This is a genomic window from Cupriavidus sp. H19C3 (assembly GCF_049393815.1).
GTDB lineage: Bacteria > Pseudomonadota > Gammaproteobacteria > Burkholderiales > Burkholderiaceae > Cupriavidus.
On the sequence record NZ_CP184985.1, the window covers coordinates 3,121,601 to 3,142,210 of the forward strand.

At 65.2% G+C, this 20,610-nt stretch carries 21 protein-coding genes; 8 read left to right on the forward strand and 13 right to left on the reverse strand.

The features are described 5' to 3' along the window. Window positions 1-64 precede the first annotated feature (64 nt). Window positions 65-1,984, forward strand: a complete 1,920-nt coding sequence (flgK, locus tag DFLDMN_RS14365; RefSeq protein WP_423195598.1) for a flagellar hook-associated protein FlgK — start codon at window positions 65-67, stop codon at window positions 1,982-1,984. A gap of 39 nt (window positions 1,985-2,023) precedes the next feature. Beyond that, complete coding sequence (gene flgL, locus DFLDMN_RS14370) at window positions 2,024-3,238, forward strand: flagellar hook-associated protein FlgL (RefSeq protein WP_423198423.1); 1,215 nt, start codon at window positions 2,024-2,026, stop codon at window positions 3,236-3,238. A gap of 196 nt (window positions 3,239-3,434) precedes the next feature. On the opposite strand, the gene DFLDMN_RS14375 is transcribed toward flgL, so the two are convergent. Both DFLDMN_RS14375 and DFLDMN_RS14380 read right to left on the reverse strand, forming a co-directional pair. After that, window positions 3,435-3,971 (reverse strand): GlcG/HbpS family heme-binding protein, encoded by a 537-nt coding sequence (locus DFLDMN_RS14375; protein WP_423195599.1) that lies wholly within the window; start codon window positions 3,969-3,971, stop codon window positions 3,435-3,437. Continuing rightward, window positions 3,968-4,942, reverse strand: a complete 975-nt coding sequence (locus DFLDMN_RS14380; protein WP_423195600.1) for an alpha/beta fold hydrolase — start codon at window positions 4,940-4,942, stop codon at window positions 3,968-3,970. Before DFLDMN_RS14380 ends, DFLDMN_RS14375 begins: the two co-directional genes overlap by 4 nt. A gap of 163 nt (window positions 4,943-5,105) precedes the next feature. Here DFLDMN_RS14380 and DFLDMN_RS14385 point away from each other — a divergent pair, with 163 nt between their 5' ends. Together DFLDMN_RS14385 and DFLDMN_RS14390 are read left to right on the forward strand one after the other, a co-directional pair. After that, the gene (locus DFLDMN_RS14385; RefSeq protein ID WP_423195601.1) at window positions 5,106-5,738 is read left to right on the forward strand and encodes a CGNR zinc finger domain-containing protein; all 633 of its coding nucleotides are present in this window, start codon (window positions 5,106-5,108) and stop codon (window positions 5,736-5,738) included. Window positions 5,739-5,999: 261 nt separating this feature from the next. Further along, a complete protein-coding gene (locus DFLDMN_RS14390; RefSeq protein WP_423195602.1) occupies window positions 6,000-6,266 on the forward strand; it encodes a hypothetical protein in 267 nt (88 codons plus the stop codon). A gap of 109 nt (window positions 6,267-6,375) precedes the next feature. Here DFLDMN_RS14390 and DFLDMN_RS14395 read toward each other — a convergent pair whose 3' ends face one another. Continuing rightward, complete coding sequence (locus DFLDMN_RS14395; protein ID WP_423195603.1) at window positions 6,376-7,815, reverse strand: NAD-dependent succinate-semialdehyde dehydrogenase; 1,440 nt, start codon at window positions 7,813-7,815, stop codon at window positions 6,376-6,378. A gap of 35 nt (window positions 7,816-7,850) precedes the next feature. Then, complete coding sequence (locus DFLDMN_RS14400) at window positions 7,851-8,675, reverse strand: TauD/TfdA dioxygenase family protein (RefSeq protein ID WP_423195604.1); 825 nt, start codon at window positions 8,673-8,675, stop codon at window positions 7,851-7,853. 113 nt (window positions 8,676-8,788) lie between these two features. Here DFLDMN_RS14400 and DFLDMN_RS14405 point away from each other — a divergent pair, with 113 nt between their 5' ends. The 3 genes from DFLDMN_RS14405 (at window position 8,789) to DFLDMN_RS14415 (ending at window position 11,651) form a co-directional block, all read left to right on the forward strand. After that, window positions 8,789-9,694 carry a LysR family transcriptional regulator gene (locus DFLDMN_RS14405; protein ID WP_423195605.1) on the forward strand — a complete coding sequence of 302 codons (906 nt, stop codon included), beginning with the start codon at window positions 8,789-8,791 and terminating at the stop codon, window positions 9,692-9,694. Between the two features lie 231 nt (window positions 9,695-9,925). Continuing rightward, window positions 9,926-10,918 (forward strand): Bug family tripartite tricarboxylate transporter substrate binding protein, encoded by a 993-nt coding sequence (locus DFLDMN_RS14410; RefSeq protein ID WP_423195606.1) that lies wholly within the window; start codon window positions 9,926-9,928, stop codon window positions 10,916-10,918. Between the two features lie 7 nt (window positions 10,919-10,925). Further along, a complete protein-coding gene (locus DFLDMN_RS14415; protein ID WP_423195607.1) occupies window positions 10,926-11,651 on the forward strand; it encodes an SDR family oxidoreductase in 726 nt (241 codons plus the stop codon). A 31-nt stretch (window positions 11,652-11,682) separates the two neighbouring features. Here DFLDMN_RS14415 and DFLDMN_RS14420 read toward each other — a convergent pair whose 3' ends face one another. Further along, a complete protein-coding gene (locus DFLDMN_RS14420) occupies window positions 11,683-12,615 on the reverse strand; it encodes a LysR family transcriptional regulator (protein ID WP_423195608.1) in 933 nt (310 codons plus the stop codon). 184 nt (window positions 12,616-12,799) lie between these two features. On the opposite strand from DFLDMN_RS14420, the gene DFLDMN_RS14425 reads away from it, so the two are divergent. Further along, on the forward strand, window positions 12,800-13,546 hold the full coding sequence (locus tag DFLDMN_RS14425) for an extracellular solute-binding protein (RefSeq protein ID WP_423195609.1): 747 nt from the start codon (window positions 12,800-12,802) through the stop codon (window positions 13,544-13,546). A 115-nt stretch (window positions 13,547-13,661) separates the two neighbouring features. Here the strand turns inward: DFLDMN_RS14425 and DFLDMN_RS14430 are convergent, their stop codons facing one another. Genes DFLDMN_RS14430 through DFLDMN_RS14465 form a run of 8 tightly spaced genes read right to left on the reverse strand, consistent with a single transcriptional unit; the run spans window position 13,662 to window position 20,609 of the window. Next, a complete protein-coding gene (locus DFLDMN_RS14430; RefSeq protein WP_423195610.1) occupies window positions 13,662-14,105 on the reverse strand; it encodes a nuclear transport factor 2 family protein in 444 nt (147 codons plus the stop codon). Window positions 14,106-14,112: 7 nt separating this feature from the next. Beyond that, a complete protein-coding gene (locus DFLDMN_RS14435; protein ID WP_423195611.1) occupies window positions 14,113-14,883 on the reverse strand; it encodes an SDR family NAD(P)-dependent oxidoreductase in 771 nt (256 codons plus the stop codon). Between the two features lie 32 nt (window positions 14,884-14,915). Then, a complete protein-coding gene (locus DFLDMN_RS14440; protein ID WP_423195612.1) occupies window positions 14,916-15,452 on the reverse strand; it encodes a DUF3833 domain-containing protein in 537 nt (178 codons plus the stop codon). Continuing rightward, the gene (locus DFLDMN_RS14445; protein ID WP_423195613.1) at window positions 15,449-16,765 is read right to left on the reverse strand and encodes an MFS transporter; all 1,317 of its coding nucleotides are present in this window, start codon (window positions 16,763-16,765) and stop codon (window positions 15,449-15,451) included. Before DFLDMN_RS14445 ends, DFLDMN_RS14440 begins: the two co-directional genes overlap by 4 nt. After that, entirely contained in the window at window positions 16,762-17,292 is a 531-nt protein-coding gene (locus DFLDMN_RS14450) for a chalcone isomerase family protein (protein WP_423195614.1), read from the reverse strand. The genes DFLDMN_RS14445 and DFLDMN_RS14450 overlap by 4 nt, the downstream gene beginning before the upstream one ends. Before the next feature lies 1 nt (window position 17,293). Further along, window positions 17,294-18,523, reverse strand: a complete 1,230-nt coding sequence (locus tag DFLDMN_RS14455) for a class I SAM-dependent methyltransferase (RefSeq protein ID WP_423195615.1) — start codon at window positions 18,521-18,523, stop codon at window positions 17,294-17,296. Continuing rightward, the gene (locus tag DFLDMN_RS14460) at window positions 18,520-19,320 is read right to left on the reverse strand and encodes a DUF1365 domain-containing protein (RefSeq protein ID WP_423195616.1); all 801 of its coding nucleotides are present in this window, start codon (window positions 19,318-19,320) and stop codon (window positions 18,520-18,522) included. Before DFLDMN_RS14460 ends, DFLDMN_RS14455 begins: the two co-directional genes overlap by 4 nt. Continuing rightward, a complete protein-coding gene (locus DFLDMN_RS14465; protein ID WP_423195617.1) occupies window positions 19,317-20,609 on the reverse strand; it encodes an NAD(P)/FAD-dependent oxidoreductase in 1,293 nt (430 codons plus the stop codon). The genes DFLDMN_RS14460 and DFLDMN_RS14465 overlap by 4 nt, the downstream gene beginning before the upstream one ends. Between the last annotated feature and the right edge of the window lies 1 nt (window position 20,610).

Consider the following 20,610-nt stretch of genomic DNA (forward strand, 5'->3'; position numbering starts at 1 on the left):
TCTTGCACATTCACCGCCTTCGGCCGTGTGCCGAAGGTAGCCAACTGATCCGGGGTCAGAGCAAATGTCTCTCTTCAATATCGGTCTTTCGGGGCTCAACGTTGCGCAGAACGCGCTGTCGACGGTCGGCCACAACTTCGCCAACGCCGCTACGCCGGGCTATACCCGCCAGAACACGATCATCGCGTCGGCCGGCGGCCAGTACCTCAGCACGGGCTTCTACGGCCAGGGCTCCAACACCTTGTCGGTGCAGCGCGTCTATGACTCGTTCCTGACCAACCAGCTGCGTGGTGCCACCGCGGCCAGCGCGCAGCTGTCTACGTATTCCGATCAGATCTCCCAGATCGACGACCTGCTCGCCGACCAGAAGGGCGGCCTGGCTCCGCTGATGCAATCGTTCTTCAAGAACGTGCAGCTGGTATCCGACACCCCTGCCGATCCGGCCGCGCGCCAGGGCCTGCTGTCCGCGGCGCAAGCGCTCGCCGGCCAGATCAAATCCGCCAGCGACTACTTCAAGCAACTGCAGGATGGCGTCAACACGCAGGTCTCGACCACGGTCGACCAGATCAACGTGTACACCAAGCAGATCGCCAAGCTGAACACCGAAATCACCCGCATGACCGCGCAGGGCAACGGCCAGCCGCCCAACGACCTGCTCGACCAGCGCGATCAGGCAGTGTCGCAGCTGAGCCAGTTGATCGGCGTGAAGGTCACGGTGCAGGATGGCGGTACCTCGTACAACGTGCTGACCGGTAACGGCCAGCCGCTCGTCATCGGTTCGGACTCGTACGACATGAAGGCGGTGAAGTCGGCCTCGGACGGCAGCCGCACCGAAGTCGCCTATACGCTGCCGAACGGCTCGATTCAGGAAGTCGACGAAGGCACGCTTACCGGCGGTTCGCTGAGCGGCCTGCTGCAGTACCGCAGCGAGACGCTGGATGGCGCCCAGAGCGCCATCGGCCGCATCTCGCTCGCGCTGGGCCAGACCTTCAACGACCAGCACAAGCTCGGTATCGACCTGAACGGTAACATCGGCACCGACATGTTCGCGCTCGGCACCGCGACCATCTACAGCAATACCCGCAACACCGGTACCGCCACGGCGACCGCCCAGATCACCAACGTCGGCAACCTGACGACCAGCGACTACACGCTGCGGTTCGATGGCACCAACTACACGCTGCTGCGCAAGTCCGACAACAAGGTCGTCGCGACGCAGGCCGGTCCGGGCGCTGCCACCATTACCGCCGACGGCTTCTCCGTGCAGCTGACGGCGGGCATGGCCGCCAACGATTCGTTCGAGATCCAGCCGACGCGCAACGCGGCCTCGGGCTTCGATGTGCTGATCAGCGACCCGGCCAAGGTGGCGGCGGCATCGCCGGCCCGTGCCGACGTCAGCACCGCGCCGCCCAATGTCGGCACCGGTACCGCCAAGCTGACCAACGTGGCGGCGGGCTTTGGCCTGCTGCCGAGCCAGATCACGGCAACGTGGAACAGCACCACCAACCGCTACGACTTTACCGACAACACCGGCGCGCCGCTCGCGCCGCAGCCGGCACCGGTCGCCAATGGCGCTGCCACCGACTACACCATCGGCGGCCTGACTTTCAGCTTCAGCGGCACGCCGTCGAATGGCGACAAGATCCTGCTGTCGAACAACTCGGGCGCGGTATCCGACAACGGCAACATGCTGGCGCTGGCCAAGCTGCAGACCGCCAAGACCATCAATGGCGTGTCGAGCTTCAACGACGCCTACGCCCAGCTCGTCAACGACGTCGGCAGCAAAGCCCAGGCGATCGATATCCAGTCGACCTCGCAGGACAGCATCACCACGCAGATCTACAACGCGCAGCAGTCGGTGTCCGGGGTGAACATGGATGAAGAGACGGTCAACATGCTGAAGTTCCAGCAGCTGTACCAGGCCAACGCCAAGGTGATCCAGACCGCCAGCACGATCTTCGACACCCTTATCTCGATCGCCTGACGCCAGGCGCATCTACGGAACTGAAGGAATCTCGCCATGATCCGCGTAGCCACCTCCACCCTGTACACCCAAGGCCTGGCGTCGATGAACAACCAGCAGGCCTCGCTGCTGCACGTTCAGCAACAGCTCGGCACCGGCCGCCGCGTGCTGAGCCCGTCGGACGATCCGGTCGCCGCCAGCCGCGCGCTGGGCGTCTCGCTCGCCGGCGCGGTCAACAACCAGTACGCAACCAGCCGCAAGCAGGCCAACAGCACGCTCGGGCTCGAAGAAAACACGCTGCAGACGGTCACCACGACCATCCAGAACATCAAGACGCTGCTGGTGAATGCCGGTAACGGCACCATGTCCGACAACGATCGCGCCTCGCTGGCCACGGCCCTGCAAGGCCAGTACGACCAGCTGCTGGGCCTGGCCAACGCGGACGACGGCAACGGCAACTATCTGTTCGCCGGGCTGCAGAGCGGCACCGTGCCGTTCACCAAGAACGCCGCCGGCGGCGCCGTGTACCAGGGCGATACCGGCAACCAGTTGCTGCAGGTCGACGTCGCCCGCCAGATGCAGGCCGGCAACAACGGTGCCGAAGTCTTCCAGAGCGTGACCGCCAACGCCGGCTACGTGCTGCAAGCCGGCAACAACACGGGCACGGCCACCTACAGCGCCATCTCGGCATCGGACCCGACCGATCCCCTCTATGGCCACTCCTTCACGCTGAGCTTTGCCAACGTGGCGGGCGTGACGCAGTACACCGTTACGGACAACACCACCGGCAACCCGGTGGTGGCAGGCGTGCCGTATGCCGATGGCGTGAACATCGACGTCGGCGGCGTGTCGTTCTCGGTAAAGGGCGCCCCGGCCGCGGGCGACATCATGACCATCAAGCCGGCGCAGCAAGCTGGCACGGACATGTTCGCCAACCTGCAGAACGTGATCGACGCGCTCAAGCAGCCGCTCAACACGGACGCCGACAACGCCAAGCTGCAGAACGTGATCGCCACTGGCATCCGCCAGTTCAACAACTCGCTGGACAACGTACTGACGGTCCGCTCGTCCGTGGGCTCGCGCATGAACGAACTGGATTCGCTGGACGCGATCGGCACCAATCGCGACCTCGGCAACCAGAAGACCCTGTCCGACCTGACCGAGCTGGACTACGCTGCTGCCATCAGCGAGTACTACCAGCGCTCGACGGCCCTGCAAGGCGCGCAATCGTCGTTCATGCAGATCCAGGGGATGAATCTGTTCCGGTTCCTGTAAGGGAAGGGCGGGCCGGCCTGCGTACTTGTCCTTTGACAACAAAGTCATAAAGGTCGCGTCAAGGAAGTCGTAAATCCGCGCACTTTTGCAACCCGCGCCTCCTTATGAGGCGCGGGTTTTGCGCTTTTATCGACCGCACACACGGATGGCTCGACGAGCGCGTCCCCGCTTGAACCGCCGGGCAGGCGCCAATGTATCAATCGCCGCCGAGGCTTCTGGATAGGCTCGCGCTGATCCTGGTTGCGCCTTGCTGCGCGCATTCTTCGTCCAGGGAACCACCCGGGGCGCCACCAACGCCAATCGCTCCGACGACATTGCCACCGGCGGTCAGGACCACCCCGCCGGCGAGGAGGATGACGTTGGTGACGCTACTGAGGGCCGGGCCCGTCGGCGTCTTCGAGATTTTCTCCGTTAGCGCCCCGGTTGTACTTGCCCCGAAGATCGGCCCCAGCGTCACCGCTGTATAGGCCTTCTTGAACGCCGTTTCGCGCGTATGGACGGTGCTGCGATCTCCCTTCAGAAGTACGCGTTCCACACCTTGGGCGTCGACGACCGACGCAGACACGCGGTAGCCACGAGATTCGCAAGCCCGAACGGCCTCCTGTGCGGCTTCTGTTGCCAGCGTCAACGATAGCGGTACGTCCGGGACCAGAGGCTGGCCGGCAAGCGCCAACGGGGAGGACGCGGCCAATGCGGCCAGAGCGAGCCAGTGAAGGCGTTGTTCCTTTTTCATTTTGCGCTCCCGGCTTCGGCGAAACGGCTCTTGATCAGCGCGGCGATCGGGCGTGCGTCCTCCTCAAGGGCGAAGTGGCCCGTGTCGAAGAACCGCACGTCGACATCCTTCAGGTCCTTCTTGAATGCCTCGGCACCCGCCGGGGTGAAGAACGGATCGCCCTTGCCCCAAACGACGAGCGTCTTCGGTTGATTCGCTCGGAAGTACTGGTGCCACTCGTCGTATTTGGCGACGTTGGTCTGATAGTCCCTGAAGAGCGCCAACTGGCGCTCCGCACTACCTGCGCGGTCCAGTAACGCCTGGTCATGAGTCCAGGTATCAGGACTGATGGCATCCGGGTGACGGGCGCCCGCCGTGTATTGGAACCTGGTGGTGTCGGCGAGCAGCATCTTGCGCGCGCCTGAGTCATCGCCTTTTTGCCACAGCGGCATGAAGACATCGATCGCCGTCTGGCTCACGCCTTCCAGGTAGGCATTGGCGTTCTGAAAGATGAGTCCCCGGACGCGATCCGGCGCTTTGGCTGCCAACCGCAGACCTACCGGACCGCCGTAGTCCTGCATGTAGAACACCGCCTTCGTGACGCCCAGCTTCTGCAGAAGCCGGTCGGTCGTTTGGGCAAGGTTGTCGAAGGTGTAGGGGTACTGCTCGACGGTTGGCGCAGCCGAGTACCCAAAGCCGACGTAATCAGGCGCGATCACGTGGAACTTGTCCGAAAGCAAGGGAATCAGCTCGCGGAACATGTGCGAGGAAGAGGGAAAGCCGTGAAGAAGCACGATCGTGGGGGCCGACGGAGCTCCCGACTCTCGATAGAAGATGGACAGGCCATCGACTTCGACCCTGCGCGACTGGACCGACGGAAAGCTGGCAGAAGCGTCGTGCGCTGCCGCTGACTGAGGCATAACCGCGCACATCAGCGCGGTTACCCCGAGGGCACCAAAGATCCGACGCAATGAAAAGAGTTGGTCATTCATGGGGGGTTGTTCCTGACAACGGTCGTAAAGGTTGACATCTCCGGTCGACATCTCCGATGGAAACCAGAAACGCAACCTATATAGGTTACAGCCACATGAGGTAACCGTACAACGTTTTTTTTTGAGTTACAGTGTCGTCGTGTTACGAGAAGGAACAGAAACGATGGAGCCTGGTACAAAAGGAAGCGATGTCGAGCCAGCCCGCCCTCTCTTGATCGGCGGGCATCCGGCCATCGACTTCGTGAACAGTTGCTATGGATCAGGGAGCAACCGGGTGGATTGGCTCTCTAGTGGGGCAACCCTGCAGCGATGGCTCGAGTTGAGCGGCTCGTCGCTCGCGCCCATCTTTGCCGCAAGCCAGACGCTGTCAGCCGCAGATCTGGATAGCGCCGCTGGTAAGGCGCGAGACCTTCGTGAGTGGGTGCGGGGCCTGCTTGCGGCGTGGAGCGCCAGTGGCGCGTCCGCGGTGCCGAGATCCGCGGTCAAGCAAATGAACACCTATCTGGGCCTTGCCAACTTGCGCCAGGCATTTGTCTCCGCTGGCGATGGCTTCGCGTTACGAACCGAGCGCGTCATGAGCGGCCCCAATGGGCTGGTCGCCGAACTTGCAGCGCAGACGGCCGATCTGCTGGCCAACTATCCTGCGAGCCGGACGCACAAGTGTGCCAATCCGGAATGCACGTTGTGGTTCATCGACCTGAAGCAGGGACCGGTGCGTCGCTGGTGTTCGATGGCGATTTGTGGAAATCGTATGAAGGTGGCCGCTCATCGTGCCCGCGCTCGGGCACGCGAATGACAGTTGCTCGCTGCGCCAATGCCTGCCACCGGCAAGCTCGGCCAGCATGGACGCGCGCAACGTCGCATGGAAGCGCATTTCAAGACGCGCGCATGACACGGCGCAATGCGCGCCACTTTCACCCGCGGCGGCTCGTGACCGTTCCATCCCGTGCCACCGGTCAGCCCCTGTGAGGCAAGCCTGCAACCGTAGGACCTTGGTCCAATGGAAGGTCAGCAATGATCGGCCTACCGTGTCAAAGGCAAACTCTGGGAGCAAAGCATGAAGCGCGTAACTATTCTGGCCGCCGCAATCCTCGCGTTGTCCACGCTGACGGCCTCCGCTCAAACGACAAGCGGGTCGAAGGCGCAGCCGCCGAGCGATGAAATTGTCCATATGCGCCAGGAAATTGCGGCCGCGAGAAAGGCGTACAGCGACAAGGTCGCCGCGGCGAAAAAAACCTACGACGAGGCGAAGGCAGCCGCAGCGAAGGAACGCGACGCCGCGATTTCTGCCGCGCGAGCCACGGCGAACCAGAAGAAGTCGTAGCGTCGCGTCCGCTTGCCTTTGCCCCCTGATGACCGGACGGGTGTATCGCATGCCTTGCTACGATGGTTGCAGATGCGCTTCGATTGCCGGTCAGTGGTGAGACCCGCCATCAACCCATGGTGATCGCCACCGCCTTGGTATTGAGGTAAGCCTCAACTGCCTCCGGCCCGCCCTCGCTGCCGACGCCCGAATCCTTGATACCGCCGAATGGCAGTTCGGGGGAAGGCGTGGCAGCCTGGTTCACCCACAGCATGCCGACTTCCAGCTCCCGCGTGAGTGTATGAAGGGTAGCCAGCGAGCGTGTAAAGGCGTAGCCCGCCAGGCCGTAAGGCAGGCGGTTTGCCTCGGCCATCGCATCGTCGAGCCGGGTGAAGCCCTGCACTGCCGCAATCGGTCCGAACGGCTCCTCGCCGAAGAGCATCGCGTGCGGGGGCACCGCGTCGATCACGGTCGGCGCGTAGAAGTAGCCGTCCCCCGGCAGTCGTTGTCCGCCGACCAGCACGCGGGCTCCCGACGCTTCCGCGTCCCCCACGAGCCGCTCCATCGCGGCGATGCGGCGGTCGTTGGCCAACGGGCCCATGCGCGTGCCGGGGTGCAGTCCATCGCCGACCTTGATACCGCACGCATGGTTTGCCAAGGCACGCACAAAGGCCGGACGAATGGCCTCGTGAACCAGCAGGCGTGATGGTGCGATGCACACCTGGCCGGCATTGCGGAATTTTGCGGCGGCCAGACACTGCACGGCGAGTTCGAGATCGGCGTCCTCGCACACGATGGCCGGCGCATGCCCGCCCAGCTCCATGGTCACGCGCTTCATGTGCGATCCTGCCAGCGCGGCAAGCTGCTTGCCGACCGCAGTGGAACCCGTGAAGGAAATCTTCCGTATTGCCGGATGCGTGATCAGATACCGCGAAATCTCGGCGGGGTCGCCGAACACGAGCCCGACCACGCCTGCGGGTAGCCCGGCGTCGAGCAATGCCTGCATCAGCGCGGCAGGCGCCGCCGGGGTTTCCTCGGGCGCCTTCAACAGGAACGAACATCCGGCGGTCAGGGCGGCGCCCAGTTTTCGCACGACTTGCGTGAGCGGGAAGTTCCATGGCGTGAAGGCGGCGACCGGACCGACCGGTTCCTTGACGACGAACTGGAGTTGCGTGCGCGGACTGCGCGACGGCACCGTACGCCCATAGATGCGAGTGCCTTCGTCGGCGAACCACTCAAGAATATCCGCTGCGGCTGCGGCTTCCGTGCGCGCCTCGGGCAGTGGCTTGCCTTGTTCCACGGTGATCCGTTCCGCGAGCGACGCTTGACGATCACGAAGCAGCGCGGCCGCCCTGCGCATGAACGCGCCACGCTCGACCGCGGGCACGTCGCGCCAGTGTGTGAATCCGGCGGCGGCCGCGGCGACCGCGCGTTGCAGATCGGCTTCGGTCGCGCATGCGACGCGCCCAACCGCGGTGCCGGTCGCGGGATTCAGCACGGCGAGCGTGCTGCCGTCGGCCGCATCGACCCATTGGTTGTCGATCAGGAGTCGGGTATCGAGATGAGACATGATTCAACAGTGTCGGTGTGGTCGCGCCAGCCGCCTTAGCGCGGCTCGCATCCCTGGATGGTGATACGGTGCATTTCGCGGCGATGGCCGGGATAGTCGTTGATGGCGTAGTGCATCGTGCAGCGGTTGTCCCAGAACGCGATCGATCCCTTTTGCCAGCGGAAGCGGCAGGTGTTCTCCGGCCTGGCGCTGTGCTCGTACAGGAAGTTGAGCAACGGCAGGCTTTCGTCGCGTGTCATGCCTTCGAACGACCACGTGAACGGCCGGTTCACGAACAGGCATTTGCGTTCGGTCTCTTCGTGCGTGCGCACCACGGGATGTACGACGTGGCTGACCCCCACCGTTTCGAGCAGTTTCGTGGAACGGGTCGCATTGCGCCCTTGGGCATTGCCGGTCAGGAATTCGTTGGTATGGATCGCGCGCAGACCGCTCAACTGCTTTTTCATGGCGTCGGACAACGTATCGTAGGCGCGATAAAGGTTGCACCAGAGCGTATCGCCGCCCACCGGCGGAACTTCGCGCGCATAGAGCACCGAGCCGAGCGGCGGCGTCTGCTGATAGGTCTCGTCGGTATGCCAGGTGTCGCCGATGATGTCGGTGTCCTTCGGCTCCTTGATGACCGGCATGATCTGCGGATGGGATGCCAGGGTCTGATAAACCGGGCTGGAGCTGATTGCACCGAATTGCTCGACGAAGGCGATGTGCTCCTCCTTCGTCAGCACTTGGTCCCTGAAGAAAATCACGCAGTTGTCCAGCAGGCATTGGCGCACGTCGCGCAGCACCGCGCCGGAGAGGGGTTTCGATACGTCGATGCCCAGGATCTCGGCGCCAATCGTGCCGGTCAGCTTTCGAATTTCCATGATGTCTCGTCCTCGTTGTCATCGGTTCTGGAAGAAGCCGTGGCAGTATAATTATTCGAAAAACAGCCAGTCCAATACACTTTGATACCAATATTCATAGGGATATCGGATAAATGATTGATGTGAGGAGGCTTCGGTATTTCGTTGCCGTGGCGGAGGAGCAGCACTTCAGCCGGGCGGCGGAACGGCTGGGTATCAGCCAGCCGCCGCTGAGCGAGCACATCCATGCGCTCGAGCGCGAGCTGGGCGTCTCGCTGTTCCAGCGCACCACGCGCAGCGTCACGCTGACCGACGACGGCCTCAATTTCCTGCCCCACGCGCGGCGCATTCTTCGGGACATCGACCGCTGTGGCGAAGTGATACGGGACGCGCGCTGGGAGAAGCTCAGCACCTTGCGCATCGGCATCCTCCACGCGCACGCCTACACCTTTCTGCCGGCGCTGCTGGCCGCCTGGTCACGAGAGCGGCCCGAGGTGCGCCTGAGCCTGATCGAGCATGCCACCCAGGACCAGACCTCGGTGTTGATGACGGGCGACGTGGACCTCGCATTCGTCCGGGAGCCGGTGCATGAACCGGATCTCGTCGCGACGCGCCTGTTTTCCGAGCCGTACTGGATCGCGATTCCCGAGGACTGGCCGGTTGCGCGGGCCGACGGAATTTCCGTGACCGAACTGCAGGACCGCCGGATGATCGGCTTTCCGAGCCATCACGCGAGTGGCAGCACGCGCACGCTGTTTCGTGACTTTCTGATGAAGCACAAGGTGAAGACGGCGGACTTTCAGCAGGTGCGCACCATGCATGCGGCGCTCGCGCTTGTCGCCGGCAATCAAGGCTTCACCCCGGTGCCGCGGTCTCAGCGGACGCTGGCCTTGTGTGGGGTGCGTTATCTGCCGCTGGTCGAACCGCCCCCGCAGCTGTCCGTCGCGCTCGTCCATCGCCGGCAATTGGTCACGGAACTCGCGCAGGAATTCGTGGCTTTCAGCGCGACCCACTTCCAGAACCCCGACTGGTGGCGCTGACGCCGGCCCATCGCGCCACACGTGCTGCAAGGCCATGCCGATTGATAGGCCAAGGGATGGTAATCGCGGGCTAAAAGTGTATTTGTTGTCGTCGTGCTCGAATGATAATTTGCTGTCCAGGGTCATCAGGGACGCGCAGGAGTCGTCAAGGCCGCCTCTTGCAGCCAACCCTGGGACACCAAATCACGACAGGTCCGGCCGCCGGCCGGGCACGAGATCATGGGAGACAGCATGTTTTTCGGCAAATCAATCCGGCGGGGTGCGCTCGCCCTCGCGCTTTGTGCAGGCTTCACCGGCGCGGCGCAGGCACAACCATCGAGCGGCTGGCCCGCGCGGCCAATTACGTGGATCGTCGGCTATGCGGCCGGCGGCACGACCGACATCGTGGCGCGTGTCATCGCCACCAAGGTTTCGCAAGACCTGGGTCAAAGCGTTGTCGTCTCGAACAGGCCCGGCGCCAACAGCAATATTGGCGCGCAGGCAGTCAAGCGCGCCGAGGCGGACGGCTATACGTTCTACGTGGGTAGCACTGCCAATGCGATCAATCTCGCGCTCTACGCGAATCCCGGCTACGACACCGTCAAGGACTTCGCGCCGGTCGCGCTGTTTGTGACACTGCCGAATATGCTGGTCGTCAATCCAGCGCTGCCGATCAAGACCGTGGCCGACTACATCGCCTACGCCAAGGCCAATCCCGGCAAGCTGACGTGTGCGTCCTCCGGTGCGGGATCCAGCATTCACCTGTCGTGCGAACTCTTCAAGATGCGTACCGGCACCAAAATTCTGCATGTGCCGTTTACGGGCAGCGGCCCTGCAATGACGGCTTTGCTGGGCGGACAGGTGGACTCGGTGTTCGACAACTTGCCAACGGTCAAGCCCAATGTCGATGCCGGCAAACTGCGCGCGCTGGGCGTGACGAGCGCGAAGCGGGCGGCATCGGCGCCGAACGTTCCCACCATTGCCGAAGCCGGCGTGCACGACTACACGATTAACGCGTGGTTCGCGCTGTTTGCGCCTGCCGGCACGGACAAGGCAATCGTTGCCAGGATGAATGCCGCGGTCAATGCCGCCCTCAAGGACGAAAGCATTCGCGCCATGCTGGCGCAGCGCGGCGCCGACGTGCCCGAAGGCGCCAACACGCCGGAAGAACTCAAGGAACACGTGAAGCGCGAAGTCGACAAGTGGGCCGCCGTGGTCAAGGCGTCGGGCGTGAAGGTCGAATGAGGCCGCGATGAACGGACAACGAACGATTCTGATCACCGGAGCCAGCCGCGGGATCGGCCTGGCGACCGCAATTCGCGCGAGTCGGGACGGACACCGGGTGATCGGCGTGGCCAGGTCGGCACCGGAGGCCTCGTTTCCCGGCGAGTTTTTTGCGATGGATCTGGCAGATGTCCACGCTACCCAGGCGGGTCTGGCCGAGATCGCGGGCCGGTATGCCATCGACAGCGTGGTCAACAATGCCGGGCTGACGACATCCAGCACGCTCGAGGAAACCAGCATCGAGGAACTGGATCGTGTGCTCGCCATCAACCTGCGCACGCCGCTCATGTGTGTGCAGGCGTGTCTGCCTTCGATGATTGCGTCGGGCCAGGGCGCCATCGTCAACATTGCGAGCCGCGCGGCGCTTGGCATGCCGCGCCGAACGCCGTACGCCGCGGCAAAAAGCGGCTTGATCGGGTACACGCGCACGTGGGCACTGGAGCTTGGCAAGCACAATATCACCGTCAACGCGGTCGCGCCCGGACCGGTACAGACCGCGCTATATCAGCGCAACAATCCGATGAGTGTGGACGAGCGGGCGGCGCTGGAGAATCGGATTCCACTGCGGCGCCTCGGGCAGCCCGAAGACGTTGCCGGCACGATCTCGTACTTTCTCTCCGCCGACGCGCGCTTCGTCACCGGACAGGTGCTGTACGTTTGCGGGGGCCTGTCGATTGGGGCGGCGCCGATTTAGCGCAGGCCATCGTACGCACGAGCGCACGCGCTTACGACGTCCCGCCGGGTAGCCGTCCCCCGGTCGGCGCCTTTCTCAGCGACTGCTCCACCATCTCCCGGAACGCGGCCGCATGGGGGGACATCCGTCGCGATGGATTGCTGACGATGCCGATGGTTCGCGTCAGCCGGAAGTCCGACAAGCGGATCATTTTGGCGCCCGTGGCCCGCCGCGACACGGCGAGCTGCGGCAACAAGGCAATGCCGAGTCCCGCTTCGACGAAGGCGAGCAGCGAGGCGATATGCGCGGCCTCGTGGGTATGCGGCAGGTAGAACCCTTGATCGGCCAGGGCGCGGTTGATCAGCTGGCGGTTTCCGCTGCCTCGGCTCAGCGCGACCCAGGTCTCGTTACCGAGCGACGCCAGGCGAATGCTGCGGTGCTTCGCCAGTCGATGATCCCTGGCCACGACCAGCACGAAGGGATCGTCGAGGACCGGAGCGAAAACGAGCTCCGCGGAAGGCTCGGGCAGAAAGGCGATGCCGAAGTCGGCCTCGCCGTCACGCACCTTGTCCATGGCGACGGCGGCCGAGTCGTCCAGCACATGCACCTTGACCCCGGGAAGCTTGCGGTCGATGGCGCGGATCGCCTCCGGCACCACCCCGAGCGCCACCGAAGGGATGCATGACACGGTTACCCGCCCCGGCGAGCCGGCGGTGCGGCGTGCGACGTCGAAGGCAGCCGCGTCGAGGTCGTCCAGCGCGGCCCGTGCCCGTTCCCGGAACGACCCGCCGATATCCGTAAGTCGCACCGAGCGCGAGGTCCGTTCGAGCAGGCGGACGCCAAGCCGCTCCTCCAGCAACTCCACCCGCCGGCTGAGCGCCGGTGCCGAAATACAGAGCGCTTCCGCCGCGCGTCGAAAGCTCATTCTGTCGGCGACTTCGAGAAAGGCCCGGAGCTGGTCCAGATCGAGACCGTTCTGTTTCATGGCACGATGATTCCAAACATTGCAATTGTTTTACCGCCCGCGTGCGGCGAGTATAAACGCCCTCCCACTATGGCCTCACCATGGCCTCACGACGGCAACGGCGATGACACGCAACTTCTCTTCCTCTTCTGGCGCTGGCAGGACTGTCAGGATGGTCTGCGCGGCGGTAGCGACAATCGGGCTCGTGTTCCCCGCCCTGGTGCAGGCGGATACGCTGACTGCCATCTCCTCGGGCGGCTTCGCCGAGGCCTTCAAGACGCTGGCGGCGCGGTACAACGCGCAGAAGCCCGCGGTCCCCGTCGAACTGGCCTTCGGCCCCTCGATGGGCAAGACCGAAAAGGCCATCCCGGCCCGGTTGGCGCGGCATGAGTCCATCGATGTCGTGATCATGGTCGGCGACGCGCTCGACAAGCTCATGGCCGAAGGAAAGCTGGAGCCTGGTAGCAAGACCGTGCTCGCTGACTCGAAGATTGCCTGCGCCGTGCCCGCCGGCAAGCCGCATCCCGACCTGAGCGGCGTGGCAGCGGTACGCCAGGCCTTTCTCGACGCCCCTTCGGTGGCCTGGTCGGATAGCGCGAGCGGCGAATATATCCAGCGTGACATGCTGGGCCGCCTCGGTATCGAGGCCGAAGTGAAGAAGAAGGGCAAGCAGATCCCGGCCACGCCGGTGGGCGAGATCCTGGCAAAGGGCGAGGCCGCGTTCGGCTGCCAGCAGCACAGCGAGTTGCAACCGGTGCACGGCATCGAGATCGTCGGTGAGCTGCCCGACGAACTGCAACTGGTGACGCCTTATTCGGCCGCCATCGTCAAAGGCAGCAGGCATCCGGCGGAATCGAAGGCGTTTATCCAGTATCTGGCCGCACCTGCCAATGCCAAGGTCATCCAGGCCACCGGGCTGACGCCCAAGGCGCACCAGTCAGCGCACCAGTAAGCGCACCCGTAAGCGCACCCGTAAGCGCTCGACGGCGCGCGGTGGCGGCGGCGCACCTGGCCGCCCGCGTATCGAACCGCAGCCGGAGACCAGCGCCGTCTCCGGCTGCCAGCCGCTATACGTCCGTCCGTGTCATGCACCGGCGCTGCAACCAGCGCACGGGCGCGCCGATCACCGGCATGTCGCGCCACAGCGCGGCGGCGTCCCAGTAGTCGCAATGCACGCGCACGCGCCCATCTTCGGCAAAGCGCAGGTGAGAGCAGCCGGGCACCGAGAACGCGCTGCCGCGTATGGCTCCCGTGAAGAGCCAGGTGACAAAGCCCTCGTCGGGCCCGGTCAGGTGGCTCTGGATGGCAAAGCGGGGCGCCTCGATCGTGTCGAACATATGCTCGAAAATCGCGCGGATGGCCAGGTGGCCGCGTACGCTGTTGAACGGGTCGGTAAAGTACGCGTCCTCGATATAGAAGCGCGCGACGTCCTGCACGGACTGGGGCGTCAGCGTGGCGTACCAGTCGAGCAGCGCCTTCATTGCCCCAGGATGGACGATGGTGGAGGTCATATCGTAGTCAGGACGTTTTCATCAGTCGTTGCAGCAACGCCAGCCGCAAGCTGTACGGCAGCATGCTGAGTACGCGCATCGCCAGCGTAAAGCGCGAGGGAAACGCAATCTCGAACTGACCGCGCGCCAATCCGGACAGGATCGAGGCCGCCGCTGCTTCGGGAGTTTGCAGCGCGGGCATGGTGAAGTCGTTGCGCGCCGTCAGCCGCGTCTTCACAAAGCCCGGGTTGACCAGATAGACGCCCAGCCCATGCGGATGCAGTTCAGCATAGAGCAGTTCGGCCAGATTGATCAGGGCGGCCTTGGTGGGCCCGTATATCGTGGCGTTGGGCAAGCCCAGATATCCGGCCACGCTGGCGAGCACCACCACGCTGCCGGTACCGCGCGACATCATGGGCGGCAACACCGCGGCCAGGCCGTAGTAGACGCTGCTCAGATTGGTCTCGATGGTACGCCGTGCTTCCTCGGCATCGATTTCCCATGGGCGCAGCGGACGATACTCCGCCGCGCAGAAGACGACCATGTCCACGCCATGCCACGTCTCGCACAGGGCATCGTGCGTCGCCACCCAGTCGGCCGCGATGCGAGCATCCATGGGCAGCGCCACGCCACGCGCGTGATCGGCCACCACCGAGGCCAGCGCATCGGCCCGCCGCCCGGATACCGCCACCTTGGCGCCATGGGTCAGCAGCGCGCGCGCCAGCTCGGCGCCAATGCCGCTGGAGGCACCGACGATCCAGACACGCTTGTCGGTCCAGTCGGTCCAGCGTGGATTCATGGCAAAGCCTCGCATGATCGATCCCGCATGCATCAAGGTGCAGGACGGCGGAAGAAGACGGTCACCTGTCCAACCTCGAAGCCGAACTTGGTGACGCGCGCACGGTTGATCATGGTGCGCTCGTCCATCAATACCATCCAGTCGTCAAACTGGAGGTCGTAGGTTTTGCCATCGACGGGGAGCTGCAGCGTGTAGCGCCACCGCAGCACGTTGCCGGCCGCCTGGCCGTCGGCCTGGCCCACCACATCGGGCGCCGTGCCTTGCCAGCTGCCATCGGGCCCGCGTGTGAGGGTCCATCGGCGCTGCTGCGTGGTGCCGTCGCTGTAGCGGAAATCCTCGTCGAGGACAAAGCGGCCGCCCTGCTCGCGACCTTCCAGATCGACATGGAAGCGCTTGACGATCTCGCCGTTGCGCTTCTGGAACATGCCCCAGGCTTCGGTGCGGCCGGCGAAGAAGCTGGCGACGTCGAACCGTGGTTTCTGATCGGCGTAGTGGGACACGTCAGGCGTCGAGCACGCCGCGCATAGCGCGGCAGCGCCTGCCGCACACAATCTGGAAAGGTAGGTCATCGCGATGGCTCCGGTGAGACGTGGGGCGCTGCCCGTAGCAGCGCCAGGGCGGCAAGCTTGAGCAGGCAGGGCAGGCCGGCATATATCCCTGCCAGGGCGTGTCCGCCGGACCCGACCGCCGGCGTGCCGGGCTGATAGCCGAGCCATGCCAGCACGGGCAGCGTCAAGCCCGAGATCGCCAGGCACAGCTTGCCCAGCAGGCTCCACACGCCGTAATACGCGGCAGGTCCCTCGCTGGCCGGAATACGTGCGGCAAGCAGCACCGGCGGCAGCGCGAGGTCGGCGCCCAGGGCCAGGCCCGACAGCGCGCACACCAGCAGGAATGCCGATACGTCGCCGGGCCCGAGCAGACCGGCCCAGGCAAATGCCACCACCGCCAGCACCATGGCCATGCGCCACGCATGCATCGGGCCCACGCGGCGAGCCAGATGCACCCAGCCGGGCAGGCCTGCCGCACCTGCCACGAAGTACAGCGCCAGGCATGCGGCCACCCGCTCGGGCGCGCCGAGCCTGTCCTCGATAAAAAAAATGGCCAGGGTCGCGGGGATCGACACGGAGAGGCCATTCAGGAAATAGGGCAGAAGCAGGGTGCGGAACGCGTGGTTGTCGCGCATCGCACGCCATGTCATCCGCGTGGTGGTGTGGAGGGCGGCGGCGGTGTGGGTAGCGGCGGCGGTATGAGCCGCTGCCGCGCGCCACGGCGGTGCCACCCGCACCAGCAGCCACAGCGCCACGACCAGCAGCACGGCGAAGAGCGCGGCAAACGCGGTCATCGCCATGCGCGGCGTCGTGTGCGGTGTCGTGTGCGGCGTGGCCATCCACCAGGCCGGCAGCGCGGTGGCCAGCAACACGCCGACCAGCCCGGCCCCTTCGCGCCACGCCGCGGCGCGCGCCAGCGTGCGGTCGTCGCCGAGCCGGGCGCCCCACGCCAGGTACGCCACGTTGAGCAGACTGTGCGCCAGATACACCACGATCAACGAGGCCGCGAGCCATGCCGCCAGCCACGGGTCGGCGCCCGCTGGCGGCAGCCACAGTGCGGCAAAGGCGGCGGCCATGCACATGGCGCCAAACCACATCGCTCGCCGCAGGGCGTTGCGCCGCGCCAGCGCATCGATCCACCAACCCAGCAGCGGATCCTGCGCGGTATCCACCAGCCGCGCGACAAACAGCACCATGCCGGCGAGCGGCAACGACATGCCGAGCCGCGTGGTGTAGTAAGCAGGCACCTGGACGTACACCGGCAGCGCCACCATGGCCAGGGGCAGGCCGAGCGCACCGTAGGCCGCCAGTCGGGCGACAGTCGGCTGGCTCATGGCGATTGCCCCAGCAGTTGCCGGCGCAGCGTTGGCGCGCGTGTGGCCGGATCGAGCCAGATGGCAAAGAACGCGCGTGCCAGCGCAGGATCCCGGATCTGGCCGGTCGCGCGATCGTTGGCGTAGAAACGCGCGCCCTCGGCTGGCAGATAGATACCGGTCAGGCGTTCGCCGGCCTGGACATCGGGCAGTACCTGCGCCAGTGCCGCATGCCAGCGCTCGGCCTGGTCTTCCGGCATGGTGTTGCCGTGGATGCGCCGGATCTCGGCCATGCTGGTGTCGACCAGCCGTTGGCTGCTCAGGCTGCGCGCGTAGGTGATCCGCAGCGCGAGCGGCGTGTCCAGCGTGACGTCGGCCTGCGCGGACCACAGTTGCGCGGTGTAGATGCGCATGCCAAGCCAGCGGTATTCGCCCTCGCCGATCATGCGCGAGTCGGCAGCCTGCGGCAACGCCTCGCGCCACATCTCGGCCGCCGCGCCGGCAAGCGGCACCAAGGCCAGGACGAACGCGATCAGCAGACGCGACATGCTAGCCCTCGCGCGTGAGCAGAAACTGCATCACGTCGGTGCGGCCCTCGTCGAACCCGGCCTCGCAGTAGCAGAAGTACAGATGCCAGAGCCGCAGGAACGCCGCATCGAAGCCCAGCGCGGCCACCTCGTCGCGCCGGGCCGCGAAGCTCTGGCGCCAGCGCCGCAGGGTCTCCGCATAGTCCTTGCCGAAAGCCAGCACGCCGTGCGCCGCCAGGCCCGAGCGCCGGGCAACCTGCGCCAGGCGCTCCGGGCCTGGCAACATGCCACCGGGAAAAATGAACTCGCGAATGAAGTCGCTGCTGACGCGATACGCGTCGAAGCAATTGTCGGCAATCGTGATGGTCTGGATCAGCGCCCGGCCGCCGGGGCGCAGGCGCTCGCGCACGATATCGAAGTAATTGCGCCAGTAGGCCTCGCCCACGGCCTCGAACATCTCGATCGAGACCACGGCGTCGTAGGTACCGCTGAGATCGCGATAGTCGCACAGCGCCAGCGTAACGCGATCCTGCAGGCCGGCATCGACCACGCGCTGCCGCGCCAGCGCCAGTTGCGACGGCGAGATCGTGACGCCATGCACCTCGATGCCGCGCCGTGCCGCGTGCAGCGCAAAGCCCCCCCAGCCGCAGCCGATTTCCAGCACGCGCATGCCGGGCCGCAGGTCCAGGGCGGCCAGGATATGGGCGTACTTGGCTTCCTGCGCATCGTGCAGCGAGAGGTCGGCGTTGCCGGCAAACAGTGCCGCGGAGTACGACCACGTGTCGTCGAGCCAGAGTGCGTAGAACGGATTGCCCAGATCATAGTGCGCGTGGATATTGCGCCGGCTGCCGCTGCGCGAGTTCCGTCGCAGCAGATGACGCAACTGGTACCAGCGACGCGACAGCCAGGTCCCGGTGACGGTGCGCGGCAGCGCGGGCTGGTTGCGGATGGCCAGGCGCAACAGCGCGGTCACGTCGGGGCTGTCGATCCACGCGTCGCGCCAGGCTTCGGCAAAGCCGATATCGCCGGCGCGCAGGATCTTGCCGCACGCGCGCCAGTCCCGCAGCGTCAGACGCGCGCCGGGCGCGGCATGCGGATCGCCAAAGATCGACTCGCGGCCGTCTGGCAGCGTGAGCACCAGATGGCCCGTGGCCAGGCGAGCCAGCATGGCCAGGAATGCGCCGGCCAGCAGTGGCATGTCGCCCTGGCCGGGACGAGACAGGGTGCGAGGACCGAAGGAGGGACGGTTCATGGGCGAATGTCGTCGAGCGGGGAATCTGGCACGGCAGGCGCGCCGGCGGCGCCGTGCGATGGCGGGCGCTTGCCGTGGAATGGCACGCCACGCCACCACAGTCGCAATGCCTGCCAGTGAATGCGTAGCGTGACGGACAGCGTCATCCACGGCTGGCGCAACAGGGCGGTCATCATCGCCATGCCTGTCAACGGTTGCTTGTGGCCGGCGATCGAGGTGCGCAACAGCAGGCTGACGTCGTCGAAGTAGTCGATGCCGACGAACGCCGTGCCGTCCGTTTCGCGCAGATGGAACGCGTAGTGGCCCAGCACTTCGTTGAAGGGGGATACGTGCAGGCACTTGCGAGTGCAGAGCACGGTCCGCTCGTGAATCGGCCCCTCGTCCGGTGCGGTCACCAGGTAGGTGTGACGGCCGTCGAACGTGTTGTTCACCTCGGCCACCAGCGCGCGCAGATGGCCATCGCGATCGTGGCAATACCAGAAACTGACCGGATTGAACGCATAGCCGAAGATGCGCGGAAGCGTCTGCAGCCAGATCTCGCCATCGTCGGGCAGCCCGGCCGCCCGCAGGCGGGCGCGCATCCAGCCGGCAAGATCGCCGCCGTCGCGCGGGCCGTAATCGCGCGTGCGCAGGCTGACGATGCCTGGGCGGTCTATGCCGAACCACCAGCGCTCCAGCCGCGGCAGCGCGTCCACGTTCAGTCGCACGCAGAAGACCGGGTAGACAAAGCGGTTGCGCACGGGCCGCAGGCGGTCGTGCAGCACCCGGCATTGGAGCAGCCACGCGTCGGGCTTCATGGCCGGGCCCATGCTGGCGACGCGCCAAAGTCGGCCACCACGCGCAACGCGGATTTCAGGCCGTCTTCATGAAAGCCGTAGCCGGTCCATGCCCCGGCATACCACGTGCGGCGCTGTCCTTGCAGCGTCGGCAACGCGCGTTGGGCGGCAATCGCGCGCAGGTCGAAGAGGGGGTGATCGTAGTGAAAGCGCCGCAGTTCCGTGCCGGGTGCCGGCTCGCGGAATGGATTGAGCGTGACCACCACCGGCGTGCGAAATGGCAGTGGTTGCAACTGGTTCACCAGGTAGCTGACGCAGACCGCGCGCGCGGACTCGTCGCGCTGACCGCCCAGGTAGTTCCACGCGGACCATACGCGCGGACGACGCGGCAGCAGCGTGGGATCGGTGTGGAGGATGGCAAGGTTGGACGCATAGCGCACGGCGCCCAGTACGTCGCGCTCGGCATCGCTGGGATCGGCCAGCATGCGCAGGGAGTCGGGCGCATGGGTGGCCAGCACGATGGCGTCGAACCGTGAAGTGCCGTCGTCGGTCGTGACGCTGACGCCTGCTTCATCTCGCCGGATCGCGCGCACGGGGCAGCGCAGGCGTATGTCGTCGAGCTGCGCCGCCAGCCGGCGTACGTATTCGCGGCCGCCGCCGGCCACCGTGCGCCATTGCGGGCGATTGTTGATCTGCAGCAGCGCGTGGTTCAGGCAAAAACGCAGGAACGTGGTGGCGGGAAAATTCAGCACGTCGGCGGTGGCGCACGACCAGATCGCGGCGGCCATCGGCAACAGGTAGTGCTGGCGGAACGGCTGGCCGTAGTTGCCGGCCACCAGCAGATCGCCGAGCGAGCAGCCGGTGCGTTCGGCAAGCGCGAGATTGCCGCGGGCCGCGCCGTTGAAGCGGACGATATCGCGCAGCATGCCCAGGAAGGTCGGCGAGAACGCATTGCGGCGTTGGGCAAACACCGTGTTCAGGCTGGTGCCTGCCCATTCGATACGACCCTGGTCCATCGACACCGAAAACGACATGTCGCTCGCGTGCGAGGCGACGCCGAGCTCGTCGAACATCGCGATCAGGTTGGGATAGGTGCGCTCGTTGAATACCAGAAAGCCGGTGTCGACGGGCGCGGTGTGCCCGTCCAGCGTGACATCGACCGTATTGGTATGCCCGCCCAGATAGTCGCCCGCTTCGAACAGCGTGACCTGGTGGCGGCGCGACAATAACCAAGCACTGGCCAAACCGGAGATGCCGGCGCCCACGATGGCGATACGCAGACCCTGTTGTGTGCTGTTTAAGGCATTCACG

Excerpts from the sequence above, each read along its gene's own strand:
- flgK (WP_423195598.1), top strand. The coding sequence starts at position 65 with ATGTCTCTCTTCAATATCGGTCTTTCGGGGCTCAACGTTGCGCAGAAC.
- DFLDMN_RS14375 (WP_423195599.1), bottom strand. The coding sequence starts at position 3,971 with ATGAAAAAGGAACAACGCCTTCACTGGCTCGCTCTGGCCGCATTGGCC.
- DFLDMN_RS14380 (WP_423195600.1), bottom strand. The coding sequence starts at position 4,942 with ATGAATGACCAACTCTTTTCATTGCGTCGGATCTTTGGTGCCCTCGGG.
- DFLDMN_RS14385 (WP_423195601.1), top strand. The coding sequence starts at position 5,106 with ATGGAGCCTGGTACAAAAGGAAGCGATGTCGAGCCAGCCCGCCCTCTC.
- DFLDMN_RS14390 (WP_423195602.1), top strand. The coding sequence starts at position 6,000 with ATGAAGCGCGTAACTATTCTGGCCGCCGCAATCCTCGCGTTGTCCACG.
- DFLDMN_RS14395 (WP_423195603.1), bottom strand. The coding sequence starts at position 7,815 with ATGTCTCATCTCGATACCCGACTCCTGATCGACAACCAATGGGTCGAT.
- DFLDMN_RS14400 (WP_423195604.1), bottom strand. The coding sequence starts at position 8,675 with ATGGAAATTCGAAAGCTGACCGGCACGATTGGCGCCGAGATCCTGGGC.
- DFLDMN_RS14405 (WP_423195605.1), top strand. The coding sequence starts at position 8,789 with ATGATTGATGTGAGGAGGCTTCGGTATTTCGTTGCCGTGGCGGAGGAG.
- DFLDMN_RS14410 (WP_423195606.1), top strand. The coding sequence starts at position 9,926 with ATGTTTTTCGGCAAATCAATCCGGCGGGGTGCGCTCGCCCTCGCGCTT.
- DFLDMN_RS14415 (WP_423195607.1), top strand. The coding sequence starts at position 10,926 with ATGAACGGACAACGAACGATTCTGATCACCGGAGCCAGCCGCGGGATC.
- DFLDMN_RS14420 (WP_423195608.1), bottom strand. The coding sequence starts at position 12,615 with ATGAAACAGAACGGTCTCGATCTGGACCAGCTCCGGGCCTTTCTCGAA.
- DFLDMN_RS14430 (WP_423195610.1), bottom strand. The coding sequence starts at position 14,105 with ATGACCTCCACCATCGTCCATCCTGGGGCAATGAAGGCGCTGCTCGAC.
- DFLDMN_RS14435 (WP_423195611.1), bottom strand. The coding sequence starts at position 14,883 with ATGAATCCACGCTGGACCGACTGGACCGACAAGCGTGTCTGGATCGTC.
- DFLDMN_RS14440 (WP_423195612.1), bottom strand. The coding sequence starts at position 15,452 with ATGACCTACCTTTCCAGATTGTGTGCGGCAGGCGCTGCCGCGCTATGC.
- DFLDMN_RS14445 (WP_423195613.1), bottom strand. The coding sequence starts at position 16,765 with ATGAGCCAGCCGACTGTCGCCCGACTGGCGGCCTACGGTGCGCTCGGC.
- DFLDMN_RS14450 (WP_423195614.1), bottom strand. The coding sequence starts at position 17,292 with ATGTCGCGTCTGCTGATCGCGTTCGTCCTGGCCTTGGTGCCGCTTGCC.
- DFLDMN_RS14455 (WP_423195615.1), bottom strand. The coding sequence starts at position 18,523 with ATGAACCGTCCCTCCTTCGGTCCTCGCACCCTGTCTCGTCCCGGCCAG.
- DFLDMN_RS14460 (WP_423195616.1), bottom strand. The coding sequence starts at position 19,320 with ATGAAGCCCGACGCGTGGCTGCTCCAATGCCGGGTGCTGCACGACCGC.